At 70.7% G+C, this 11310-nt stretch carries 10 protein-coding genes; 7 read left to right on the forward strand and 3 right to left on the reverse strand.

What is annotated here, in order from left to right; genetic code table 11:
• Positions 1–20: 20 nt before the first annotated feature.
• The 3 genes from ROTAS13_RS12065 to lpdA all read right to left on the reverse strand — a co-directional run bounded on the left by ROTAS13_RS12065 (position 21) and on the right by lpdA (position 3525).
• Positions 21–638: a DUF1501 domain-containing protein gene (locus tag ROTAS13_RS12065; RefSeq protein ID WP_371329188.1), complete on the reverse strand. Its 618-nt coding sequence runs from the start codon at positions 636–638 to the stop codon at positions 21–23.
• The gene (locus tag ROTAS13_RS12070) at positions 635–1969 is read right to left on the reverse strand and encodes a DUF1800 family protein (protein ID WP_075822468.1); all 1335 of its coding nucleotides are present in this window, start codon (positions 1967–1969) and stop codon (positions 635–637) included. Before ROTAS13_RS12070 ends, ROTAS13_RS12065 begins: the two co-directional genes overlap by 4 nt.
• Positions 1970–2133: 164 nt before the next feature.
• Positions 2134–3525, reverse strand: a complete 1392-nt coding sequence (lpdA, locus tag ROTAS13_RS12075; RefSeq protein WP_075822469.1) for a dihydrolipoyl dehydrogenase — start codon at positions 3523–3525, stop codon at positions 2134–2136.
• 355 nt (positions 3526–3880) lie between these two features.
• Between lpdA and ROTAS13_RS12080 the strand changes: the two genes are divergently transcribed.
• The 7 genes from ROTAS13_RS12080 to ROTAS13_RS12110 form a co-directional block, all read left to right on the forward strand.
• Positions 3881–4819, forward strand: coding sequence for a metal ABC transporter substrate-binding protein (locus ROTAS13_RS12080; protein ID WP_058389663.1), 939 nt, complete (start codon positions 3881–3883; stop codon positions 4817–4819).
• 180 nt (positions 4820–4999) lie between these two features.
• Positions 5000–6307, forward strand: a complete 1308-nt coding sequence (locus ROTAS13_RS12085; RefSeq protein ID WP_037250407.1) for an MFS family transporter — start codon at positions 5000–5002, stop codon at positions 6305–6307.
• Positions 6308–6452: 145 nt separating this feature from the next.
• Positions 6453–8087 carry an ABC transporter substrate-binding protein gene (locus tag ROTAS13_RS12090; protein WP_075822470.1) on the forward strand — a complete coding sequence of 545 codons (1635 nt, stop codon included), beginning with the start codon at positions 6453–6455 and terminating at the stop codon, positions 8085–8087.
• A 7-nt stretch (positions 8088–8094) separates the two neighbouring features.
• Complete coding sequence (locus ROTAS13_RS12095; RefSeq protein ID WP_019460876.1) at positions 8095–9039, forward strand: ABC transporter permease; 945 nt, start codon at positions 8095–8097, stop codon at positions 9037–9039.
• Positions 9036–9830, forward strand: a complete 795-nt coding sequence (locus tag ROTAS13_RS12100; protein ID WP_019460875.1) for an ABC transporter permease — start codon at positions 9036–9038, stop codon at positions 9828–9830. The genes ROTAS13_RS12095 and ROTAS13_RS12100 overlap by 4 nt, the downstream gene beginning before the upstream one ends.
• Positions 9827–10861, forward strand: a complete 1035-nt coding sequence (locus tag ROTAS13_RS12105; protein WP_019460874.1) for an ABC transporter ATP-binding protein — start codon at positions 9827–9829, stop codon at positions 10859–10861. Before ROTAS13_RS12100 ends, ROTAS13_RS12105 begins: the two co-directional genes overlap by 4 nt.
• Positions 10858–11310, forward strand: a 453-nt coding sequence (locus tag ROTAS13_RS12110; protein ID WP_139323338.1) for an ATP-binding cassette domain-containing protein, incomplete at its 3' end; no start/stop codon positions are given. The genes ROTAS13_RS12105 and ROTAS13_RS12110, both read left to right, overlap by 4 nt.

The raw sequence follows: 11310 nt of genomic DNA on the forward strand, positions 1-11310 counted from the left end.
GGAGCTGTGCGTAGGTGGAATCAAGAGACAGGGTCGGCCACGCGGGCATAAAGGTCCGGCGCCGGCCGCACGGGCCGGGGCGGCGCCCACATCCCCACATGCTGCGGCCCGCGCATCAGCAGCGGCAGGGACAGCCCGACCGCCAGCCCCAGATCCGCCTCCCCCTTCGGCCGCGCCGCGAAGCCGGACAGGGCGCGGTTGAGCCAGCCGGAGGTGAGCCCGCCGCGCTCCGCGGCGCCGCTCTCCAGCATGTCCTGCGCCTCGAAATGGCTGCGGTTGCGATAGGGGCCGGCCACCGCGTGGATGGGCAGCATCTCCCCCGCGCGGAACATGCCGTGCATCGCGCCCAGGCTGGGGTTCAGCCCGAAGAAGCCGCCGCAATCCAGCAGCCCCCCCTCCTGCCCCGGCTCCGGCAGGGCGAGCGAGCCCCGCAGCGCGCGGTAGTTCGCGTCGCCATAGGGCGCCAGGGCCGCCATCCCGTCCATGGCGCCGCGCAGGATGACGACGACCAGCCGGTTCTCGCCCGGCAGCGCCCCGGCCGGCATGGCGGCGAAGGCGAGGCGGGACTGCGCGGCGACCGCCGTGGCGGCGAGGCCCAGCAGCAGGCCGCGCCGTCCGATCGAGGGAAGATGGCTCATCGGCGTTGGAACTCCGGGCTGCTGAACAGCAGGGTCAGGGCCTCCTGCGGCGATCCCGCGCCACGGATCGCCCCGCGCGTCTCGGCGGAGGCCAGGGGGCCGAGCGCCACCTCCGTCACCGCCATGGGGTCCTTGCGGGCGAAGCGTCCGGCCTGCTGGAAGGACCAGTCCACCCGCTGCATCGCGGCCTCGGGGCCCAGCCAGTCCTTGCCCCGGTCGGGCCAGCCATTGGGCTGCGCGGCGCCCCAGATCTGCTGGCCGAGGCCGAAGGCGCTCTTGAAGGCCATCTCCCCGAACTGCGCCCCGTCGCAGCCGAAGGCGCGATAGACGGCGGTGACATAGTCCAGCGGGCCACGCAGCTTGGTGAGCGGCGGGTTCCAGGCTTCCGGCAGCCGCACCAGGGCACGGGACACGGCGCCCAGGTCGCCATCCGTGTCCCGCAGCACGGCCTCCAGCTTCGCCACCGCGGCGGGCGGCGGGTCATCGGCCACGAAATGCCGGGCCAGCTTGGTGGCGAGGTGCCGGTGCGTGGCGGGGTGGGCGGCCAGGAAGCGCAGCGCCGCCTCCGTCTCCTCCCGCCCATCCACCATCAGGCCGCCGCCGAAGCGCTGGCCGAGGATGCTCTTCACGCCCGGCTCATGCGCCGGGTCGCGGAACACGGTGCCATAGGGCTCGCGGTCCCGCTCATAGCGCCAGCCGGTGAGGAGCCGCGCGAATTCCGTCACGTCGCGCTGGGTATAGCCGGCGGCGGGCGAGACGCTGTGCAGCTCCATCACCTCGCGCGCCAGGTTCTCGTTCAGCCCGCGCCCCGTCTTGCGGCCGATCGGGCTGTCCGGTCCGACCGAGGCCGCCTGATCGAGATAGCCCAGCATCGCCGGATGGGTGGTGGAGGCGATCAGCATGTCCACGAAGCGCCCGGTCACATGCGGCCGGATCACGTCCCGGACGAAGGAGGGCACCGTCACATTGGCCTGGGTGCTGGCGCGGCGGCTGATGGTGAAATGGTTGGTCCAGAAATCGACCAGCCGCTCGCGGAACGGCGCGGGCGTGTCGATCCTCCAGGCGCAGGCGGCCACGCTCTCGGCCATCACATAGGTCTCGACCGGCGTGACCTGGCCCGGCTGCACTGGCCCCGCCGCATCCCGTTCCCGCCAGACGCGGAAGCCATCCGCGACGGTCGGCATGTGGTCGAACCCCGCCGGGGGCGGAGGATGCGGGGCAGGCTGGTCGATCTGGGCGAGGAGCCAGGCCTCGGCATCGGGGGGAACCGGCTGGTCCGGCCGCGGCCCCAGGCCGAAACGGATCGCCGCCTGGATGGATCGGGCACTCATGCCCGCATGATGTCACAGCGCTTGCTGCGCTGCGCAACCACAAAGAGTAACTGACCGCGTGTTAATACACTCTTTACGTGCATTCCATGGGCGCGCCGACGCACCTATGGAATGCCGCATGATCCCGGGCGGGAATCCTCCCGCCCGGAGAGCCGAGGGGTGCCTCAGATATGCAGCGCCCGCCCGTCCACGGCCAGCGCCGCCTCCTTCACCGCCTCGTTCAGCGAAGGATGCGCGTGGCAGATGCGCGCCACATCCTCGGCCGAGGCGCCGAACTCGATCGCCATCACCAGCTCGGCGATCAGCGTGCCCGCATCCGGCCCCAGGATATGGGCGCCGAGCACGCGGTCGGTCTCCTTGTCGGCCAGGATCTTCACGAACCCGTCCGTGGTGCCCATGGCGCGGGCGCGGCCATTGGCGGTGAAGGGGAACTTGCCGACCTTGTAGGCCGTCCCGGCCTCCTTCAGCGTCTCCTCGGTCTCGCCCACCGAGGCCACCTCCGGCCAGGTATAGACCACGCCCGGAATGGCGGCGTAGTTCACATGGCCATGCTGCCCGGCCAGGATCTCGGCGACAGCGACGCCCTCCTCCTCGGCCTTGTGCGCCAGCATCGGGCCGGCGATCACGTCGCCGATGGCATAGATGCCGGGCACGTTGGTGGCGAAATGCCCGTCCACCTTCACCCGGCCCCGTTCATCCAGCGCCACGCCCGCGGCATCGAGTCCCAGCCCCTCGACATAGGGGCGGCGGCCGATGGCCAGCAGCACGACGTCGGCCTTGATCTCCTCGGCGGTGCCGCCGGCGGCAGGCTCCACGGTCAGCGTCACGCCGTCCTTGCCCTTGGTGGCGCCGGTCACCTTGCTCTTCAGCTTGAACTTGATGCCCTGCTTGGACAGCACGCGCTCGAACTGCTTGGCGATCTCGCCATCCATGCCGGGCACGAGGCGGTCGAGGAACTCGATCACCGTCACCTCGGCGCCCAGGCGGCGCCAGACGGAGCCCAGCTCCAGCCCGATCACGCCGCCGCCGATGACGACGAGATGGCCCGGCACCTTCTCCAGCTCCAGCGCACCGGTGGAGGTGACGATCTGCTTCTCGTCCACCTCGACACCCTTCAGGGGTGCGCTGTCGGAGCCGGTGGCGATGATGATGTTCTTCGTCTCGTAGGTCGCGCCCTCGACCTCGACCTTGCCCGGGGCGGTGATCCTGCCCGCGCCCTTCAGCCAGGTGACCTTGTTCTTCTTGAACAGGAACTCGACGCCCTTGACGTTGGCACCGACCACCTCGCCCTTGCGGGCCTGCATGCGGGCGAGGTCGAGCGTGAGCTGCCCCACGCCGATGCCGTGGTCGGCGAAGTGGTGCGCCGCCTCCTCGTAGTTCTCGGAGGACTGCAGCAGCGCCTTGGAGGGGATGCAGCCGATGTTCAGGCAGGTGCCGCCCAGCGTGGCCCGCTTCTCCACACAGGCCACCTTCATGCCGAGCTGCGCGGCGCGGATGGCACAGACATAGCCGCCGGGACCGGCGCCGATGACGATAACGTCGAAGCTCTCAGACATGATGGGTGCTGCAATCCTGTCAGGTGGACGTTGCGGGCAGGCGTAGCAGGGCTGGCGCCGGGCTTGAAGGGCGCCCCGCCAGGAACACGCCATGACCCCGCTTATCCTGCCAGATGGGGGCCGTAACAGCCCGGCGCCGCGCCCGTGGGCGGGAGCCAGGGATGCACCGGGCACGGGTCCGGCGGCCAGCGGCATCGCCCCCCCGCGCGGCAAGGCGGAACCCAGGGCGGTGCCCGGGCAGCCGGAGCGGAGCTGGACCAGCCCCGTGATCATGGCGGCCGGGACGTGATCGCCCACCTTGCCCCCTCGGACAGGCCGGCGCTATGAGATGTTATAACGTTTTGAAAGCCACGCCATGCGACGCCGCTCCACCCTGCTCCTGGCCCCCGCCCTGCTTTCCCTGGGCAACCTCCTCGCCCCCGGCTCCGCCCGGGCACAGGCCGCCGCCCCGTCCGCCGCGCCACGGCTGGATGTCGTCGCCTCCTTCTCCATCCTGGGCGACATGGTGCGTCAGGTCGGCGGCGACCGGGTGGCCATCCATACCCTGGTCGGCCCCGGCGGCGACTCCCACACCTACCAGCCCCGCCCCTCCGATGCAGCGGCGATCCGCTCCGCCGGGCTCGTGGTCCGCAACGGCCTCGGCTTCGAGCCGTGGCTCGACCGGCTGATCCGCTCCTCCGCCACCAAGGCCCGGATCGCGACGGCCAGCCAGGGCGTGACCCCGCGGAAGATGGTGGAGGAAGGCCATGGCCACAGCCACGAGGCAACCGATCCCCATGCCTGGCAGGACCTCCGGAACGGCCAGGCCTATGCCGGCAACATCGCGGAAGCCCTCGCCGCGGCGGACCCCGAGGGCGCCGATCTCTACCGCCGCAACGCCGCGGCCTTCCGGGAACGCCTCGCCAGCCTGGATGCCTGGGTGCGGGAACAGGTCGCGACCGTGCCGGAGGCGCGCCGCATCGTCGTGACCAGCCATGACGCCTTCGGCTATTTCGGCGCGGCCTATGGCGTGCGCTTCGAGGCGCCCCAGGGCATGAGCACGGAAAGCGAACCCTCCGCCGCCCAGGTCGCCGCGCTGATCCGGCAGGTGCGGGCAAAGCACGTCACCGCCGTCTTCATCGAGAACATGACCAACCCGGCGCTCCTGGAACGCCTGGCCCGGGATGCCGGGGCCAAGGTGCAGGGCGAGCTGTTCTCCGACTCCCTTTCGCCGCCGGACGGCCCGGCCGCGACCTACGAGGCCATGTTCCGGCACAATGTCGGCCTGCTGGTGCCCGCGATGCGCGGCGCCTGAGGCCGGAACACGTCCCCGACGGGCCGGGCCCCGGCGAAGCAAGGGCCGCTTTCATGGACGAGCATCCATGAAAGCGACGGCCTGCCTTGCCCATTCATCAGATAGACCTGCCGCCGCGGCCCTATGGCCCTCCCGGCATCCGCGCTAAGGAAACGGCCTGGCTCGAACAGGAGAGATCGGATGGATAGCAGCGGAATCGTTGTCGGCGAGCCTCATGAGGTCCGCAAACGCGTCATGGCCATCGTCGGCGCATCCTCCGGCAACCTGGTCGAGTGGTACGACTTCTACACCTACGCCTTCACCGCGCTGTACTTCGCGCATGCCTTCTTTCCCAGCGGCAACCAGACGGTGGCGCTGCTCCAGGCGGCCGCCGTCTTCGCCATCGGCTTCCTGATGCGCCCGATCGGCGGCTGGTTCTTCGGCCGCCTCGGCGACCGCAAGGGGCGGAAGTTCTCGATGCTGGTCTCCGTGCTCATGATGTGCGGCGGCTCGCTGGTGATCGCGATCCTGCCGACCTATGACAGCATCGGCATCGCGGCGCCTCTCCTGCTGCTGCTCGCCCGCATGACCCAGGGCCTCTCCGTGGGCGGCGAATACGGCACCGTCGCGACCTATATGAGCGAGGTCGCGACCTCGAAGAACCGCGGCTTCTATTCCTCCTTCCAGTACGTGACGCTGATCGGCGGCCAGCTCCTCGCCGTGCTGGTGGTGGTGATCCTGGAGATGCTGATCACGGCCGACCAGATGCGCGCCTGGGGCTGGCGCGTCCCCTTCCTGATCGGCGCCGCCACGGCGGTGATCGCCCTCTACCTGCGCCGCTCGCTGCACGAGACCTCGACGGAGAAGACGCGCAGCGCCAAGGGCGCCGGCACGCTGCGCGCGCTGCTCGCCCACCCGCGCTCCTTCCTGACGGTGCTGGGCCTCACCGCCGGCGGCAGCCTGCCCTTCTACACCTTCACCACCTACATGCAGAAATACCTGGTCAACACGACCGGCTTCCCGGTGAAGACCGTGAGCCTCGTGATGACGGCGGCGCTCTTCCTCTACATGTGCATGCAGCCGATCTTCGGTGCCATCTCGGACCGTTTCGGCCGCAAGAACCTGCTGCTGGTCTATGGCGTGGCGGGCATCCTCACCACCATCCCGCTGCTGAACGCCCTGGGCACCGCTTCCTCTCCCCTCGTCGCGCTGGGCCTGCTGCTGATCGCCCTGGCCGTCATCAGCTGCTACACCTCCATCAGCGGCGTGCTGAAGGCAGAACTCTTTCCCGCCGAGGTCCGGGCGCTGGGCGTCGGCCTCTCCTATGCCATCGGCAACGCGATCTTCGGCGGCTCGGCGGAATACGTCGCCCTCAGCTTCAAGAATGCCGGGGTGGAGAGCTATTTCGGCTGGTACGTCACCATCATGCTCGTGGTCGCCCTGGTCTCGGTGATCCTGATGCCCGACATGCAGAAGAAGGGCTTCATGCGGGACGAAGCCGGCCGCTGACTGCCAATGCCTGGGGCCGGGCTGCACAGATCCTGTGCAGCCTGGGCCGGGCACCTTGAAAACCCTTGGGAAACGAGGCGGCGCGGCGCGTTGACACCCGCGCCATCCGGGGGACAGCCTAGGGGCAACCCAGGAAAGCCCCCGGATGACCGACGCCCTCGAACTGACCCGACGCTCCCTCCTGGCCGGCTTCGCGACGCTGGCCGTGGCCGCCCCGGCCCTTCCGGGACAGGCCCTGGCCCAGGCGGCGGGGGGACCCGGGGCGCCTTCCTCGGCCATCCGCGGCGGCCGCATGGCCTTCGGCCGCTACACCGACAGCCAGTTCCTGGACCCGGTGGCCACCGAGCTGAATGCCGACATCTGGGTCCTCACCAACCTCTTCGACACGCTCCTCTCCCCCACCCCGGACGGCAAGGGGCTGCAGCCCGGCCTGGCCACGGAATGGAAATGGAGCGACGACAGGCTCGCCCTGGAGCTGACGCTCCGCCCCGGCGTGAAGTTCGCCGATGGCAGCGACCTGACCCCGGCGGATGTGGCCTGGTCGCTCGACCGCGCCCGCGGCACCGGCGCCTGGAAGGACCTGATCGGCTCGATCAAGGCCGTGGAGCCGGGCGAAGGAAAGGTCACGATCCGCCTCGGCCACCCCGACGCCACGCTGCTGGCGGCACTCGCCACCTTCAACACGGGCATCATGCCGCAGAAGCTGGTCGAGGCCGCGCCCGGCGCCACGGTGGAAGACAAGATGAAGGCCTTCGCCGAGAAGCCTGTCGGCACCGGCCCCTTCGTGCTGGCCTCCTGGCAGCGTGGCCAGACCATGCTGCTGAAGCGCAACCCGCATCACTGGCGCGTGGCCGCGGACGGCAAGCCGCTGCCCTATCTGGATGAGCTCCGCTTCGACATCGTGCCCGACGACGCCACCCGCCTGCTGAAGCTGAAGGCCGGCGAGCTGGATGGCACGGAATTCGTCCCCTATGCCCGGGTGAAGGAGCTGCAGGCCGACCCGGCCATGCGGATGGAGCTCTGGCCCTCGACCCGCGTGCGCTATGTCGGGCTCAACTGCCGCCCGGAATACAAGGGCCGGAAGAACCCGATGGCCGATGTGCGGGTGCGCCAGGCCATCAACCACGCGGTGAACAAGGACGCGATCATCGCGATCACCACGCAGGGGCTGGGCAAGCCCATGCGCTCCTTCATGTCCTCCACCACGCCGCTGTTCAGCGGCCCGGCCTCGGGCGCCCTCTACCCCTACGACCTCGCCAAGGCCAAGGCGCTGATGGCCGAGGCGGGCTATGCCGAGGGCTTCGAGGTGACCTGCCAGACCATCTCCGGCAACCAGGACGACGTGAACGACCTGACCGCGATCCAGCAGATGCTGGCCGCGATCCGGATCAAGGTGACGATCGAGCAGCTCGACAACGCCACCAAGGTCGCCCGCTACCGCGCCGGCGACTTCCAGCTCCGCACCGCGCTCTGGACCAACGACATCGCCGACCCGGCGCAGATCACCTCCTACTTCGCCTACTACCCGAATGTGGAGAATGTGCGCTCCGGCTACCAGAACCCGAAGCTGGACGAGCTCTACCTCGCCAGCAGCAAGGAGACGGACCTGGAGAAGCGCACCGCGATGTACCAGGAGATCCAGAAGACCTACGCCGAGGCCGCGCCGATCCTCTTCCTCTACGAGACGCCCTATCCGGTCGCCTTCCGCAAGCAGGCCACCGGCTTCGTGCAGATCCCGCTGGGCAACAACCTTTTCGTGGAAGCCGCGGTCCAGCGCTGAGCCGCCGGTGCTGCGCTATGCCCTGCGCCGCATCGGCCAGATGCTGCCGACCCTCGCTTTGGCGGTGGTCGCGGTCTTCTTCCTGGCGCGCGCCATGCCGGGCGACGCCGTCTCGGCCATGCTGGGGGAACGCGGCACCGACGAGGCCGTGGCGCGCCTCACCGCCGAGCTGGGGCTGGACCGCTCGGTGCCGGAACAGTTCTGGTCCTATGTGACGCTGCTGGCGCAAGGCAACCTGGGCATGTCGATCGGCGCCCGCGTGCCGGTGCTGCAACTGGTGGCGGAGCGCCTGCCGGCCACGCTGCTGCTGACACTGATGGCGATCATCCTGTCGCTGCTGCTCAGCCTGCCGCTCGCCTTCATCGCCGCGCTGCGCGCCGGGCGGTGGGAGGATGTGGCGGTGCGCAGCGGCCTCCAGGTCGGCCTCAGCGCGCCGATCTTCTTCCTGGGCCTGCTGCTGCTCACCCTCTTCGCGGCGCAGTGGCGGATCTTCCCGGTGGGCGGCTATGGCGACACGCCGCTGGAACACATCTACCACCTCTTCCTCCCCGCCCTGACGCTGGCCCTTTCCTTCACCGCCGTGGCGACGCGCTCGCTGCGCGCCTCGCTGCTGGGCACGCTGCGGGCGGAGCATGTGGCCTTCGCCCGCTCCAAGGGCCTGCCGGAATCCGTGGTGATGCGCTCCCATGTCCTGCGTCCCGCGGCGGCGGCCACGGTCTCCCTGGTCGGCTTGCAGATCGGCGGGCTGCTGGGCGGCGCGGTGATCACCGAAAGCGTCTTCGCCATCCCAGGCGTGGGGCGGCTGATGGTGGACAGCATCTTCGCCCGCGACTACCCGGTGGTGCAGGGGCTGACCCTGGTGCTGGCGGTGCTGGTCTCGCTGACCTTCCTGGCGACCGACCTCACCGTCGCCTGGCTCGATCCGCGCGCCACGCAGCGGAGGCGCTCATGAGGGCGCTGGCCCTCGGCGGCGCGATCCTCGGCATCGTGGTGCTCTGCGCCCTGGTGCCGCAGCTCATCGCCCCCTTCGACCCGCTCTTCTTCGACTACAACGCGCTGATGGCCCCGCCCTCCTGGGAGCACCCCTTCGGCACCGACCAGTTCGGCCGCGACGTGCTGTCCCGCACCGTCTGGGCCGCGCGGGTGGACCTGGAGATCGCCGTGCTCGCCGTGGCCGGACCGATGGTCGTCGGCGGCTTCCTGGGCCTGATGGCGGGCTATCTCGGCGGCATCGCCGACACGCTGCTGGGCCGCGCCATGGACCTCGTGGTCACCTTTCCCTTCCTGGTGCTGGTGATCGCCATCGTCGCGGTACTCGGCCCGGGCCTGACCAACATGTACATCGCCATCGCCATCGCCGGCTGGGTCCCCTATGCCCGCCTGATGCGGGGCGAGGTCGCGGTGGTCGCCGCCACCGACCACATCTCGGCGGCGCGCGGCCTGGGCTACGGCACCGCGCGCATCCTGGGCCGCCACGTCCTGCCCAATGCGGTGCGGCCGGTCCTCGCCTATGCCGTCTCCGACATGGCGCTGGCCATCCTGCTCGGTTCCTCGCTCGGCTATCTCGGCCTGGGCGCACAGCCGCCGGAGGCCGAATGGGGCGTGCTGGTGGCGGACGGCAAGAACTTCCTGACCCAGGCGCCCTGGATCGCGATCTTCCCCGGCGTCGCCGTGGTGATCTGCGGCCTCGGCTTCTCGCTCCTGGGCGATGGGCTAGCGGACCGCATGGACATCCGGCGTTGACGGCGGCGGGAACCCTGACGCCGCCCGCATCCGCCGCCGCGCCCGCCACCGGCGAGGGGCTGCGGGTGCGCGGCCTGCGCGTCGCCATGGGGCCGCTGCCGATCGTGCACGGCGTCGACCTCGCCGTGGCGCCGGGCGAGATCCTGGGGCTGGTGGGCGAGAGCGGCAGCGGCAAGAGCGTGTCCCTGCGCGCCATCCCCGGCCTGCTGCCGCCCAAGGCCCGCATCGCCGGCGAGGTGCTGTGGAATGGCCGGAACCTCCTGGCCCTGCCGCCCCGCGCCTTGCAGCAGGTGCGGGGGCGGGAGGTCGCGATGATCTTCCAGGAGCCCGGACTGGCACTGAACCCGGTGATGACCGTGGGCGCGCAGATCGACGAAAGCCTGCAGGCGCATTTCCCGCGCCTCGGCCGCGCGGCGCGGCGGGAGCGGGCGGAGCAGCTCCTGGCCGAGGTCGGCATCCCCAGCCCGCGCGAGCGCCTGGGCTCCTACCCGCATGAATTCTCCGGCGGCATGCGCCAGCGCGCGATGATCGCCATCGCCCTGGCCCCCGGCCCCCGGCTGCTGCTGGCCGACGAGCCCACCACGGCGCTCGACGTCACGGTGCAGGACGGCATCCTGCGCCTGCTGCGCCGCCTGGTGGAGGAGCACCGCATGGCCATGATCCTGGTCACGCACGACCTGGGCGTGGTGGCCGAAACCTGCGACCGGGTCTCGGTGATGTATGCCGGGCGGGTGGTGGAAAGCGGCCCCGCCGCCGGCCTCTTCGCCCATCCGCGCCACGCCTACACCGCCGCCCTGCTCGGTGCCATGCCGGGCGAGGAAAACGAGGGCGGCCGCCTCAGCCCCGTGCCCGGCACGCCACCCTCGCCGCTGCGGATGCCGCCGGGCTGCGCCTTCGCCCCCCGCTGCACCTGGCGGATGGCGGGCTGCGAGGCCGGCGTGCCGGCGCTGGAATCGGTGGAGCCGGACCATCTGGCCGCCTGCCTCGCCGCCGATCTCCTGCCGCCGCGATGGATGGAGCAGGAACGATGAGCGCCGTCCTCCAGTTCACGCCGCCGGAGGTGCTGCTCCGCGTCAGCGAGGCGACGCGCAGCTTCAGGGCACCACGGGGCGGGCGCGTGCAGGCGCTGCGCGGCGTGTCGCTCGCGGTGCGTCGGGGCGAGGTGCTGGGCATCGTCGGCGAATCCGGCTGCGGCAAGTCCACCCTGGCCCGCCTGCTGGTCGGGCTGGATTCTCCCGATGGCGGGCAGGTGAGCTTTGGCGGCGACGATCTGGCCGCCCTGCGCGGAGCCACCCGCCGACGCTTCCACCGCCGCGCGCAGATGGTGTTCCAGGATCCGCACACCTCCCTGAACCCGCGCCTGACCGTGGGCGAGACGCTGGGCGAGGCGCTGCGCGTCCACGGCATCGTGCCGGTCCCGCAGATCGCCGGGCGGGTGGCGGAGCTCCTGGCCTCGGTGAACCTGCCGCCCGAGGCCGCC

The organism is Roseomonas sp. TAS13 (assembly GCF_001950415.1).
GTDB classification, from domain to species: Bacteria; Pseudomonadota; Alphaproteobacteria; order Acetobacterales; family Acetobacteraceae; genus Roseomonas; species Roseomonas mucosa.

What these genes read in the sequence shown, in the direction of transcription:
- ROTAS13_RS12065 (WP_371329188.1), bottom strand. Translation starts at nt 638, where the DNA reads ATGAGCCATCTTCCCTCGATCGGACGGCGCGGCCTGCTGCTGGGCCTC.
- ROTAS13_RS12070 (WP_075822468.1), bottom strand. Translation starts at nt 1,969, where the DNA reads ATGAGTGCCCGATCCATCCAGGCGGCGATCCGTTTCGGCCTGGGGCCG.
- lpdA (WP_075822469.1), bottom strand. Translation starts at nt 3,525, where the DNA reads ATGTCTGAGAGCTTCGACGTTATCGTCATCGGCGCCGGTCCCGGCGGC.
- ROTAS13_RS12080 (WP_058389663.1), top strand. Translation starts at nt 3,881, where the DNA reads ATGCGACGCCGCTCCACCCTGCTCCTGGCCCCCGCCCTGCTTTCCCTG.
- ROTAS13_RS12085 (WP_037250407.1), top strand. Translation starts at nt 5,000, where the DNA reads ATGGATAGCAGCGGAATCGTTGTCGGCGAGCCTCATGAGGTCCGCAAA.
- ROTAS13_RS12090 (WP_075822470.1), top strand. Translation starts at nt 6,453, where the DNA reads ATGACCGACGCCCTCGAACTGACCCGACGCTCCCTCCTGGCCGGCTTC.
- ROTAS13_RS12100 (WP_019460875.1), top strand. Translation starts at nt 9,036, where the DNA reads ATGAGGGCGCTGGCCCTCGGCGGCGCGATCCTCGGCATCGTGGTGCTC.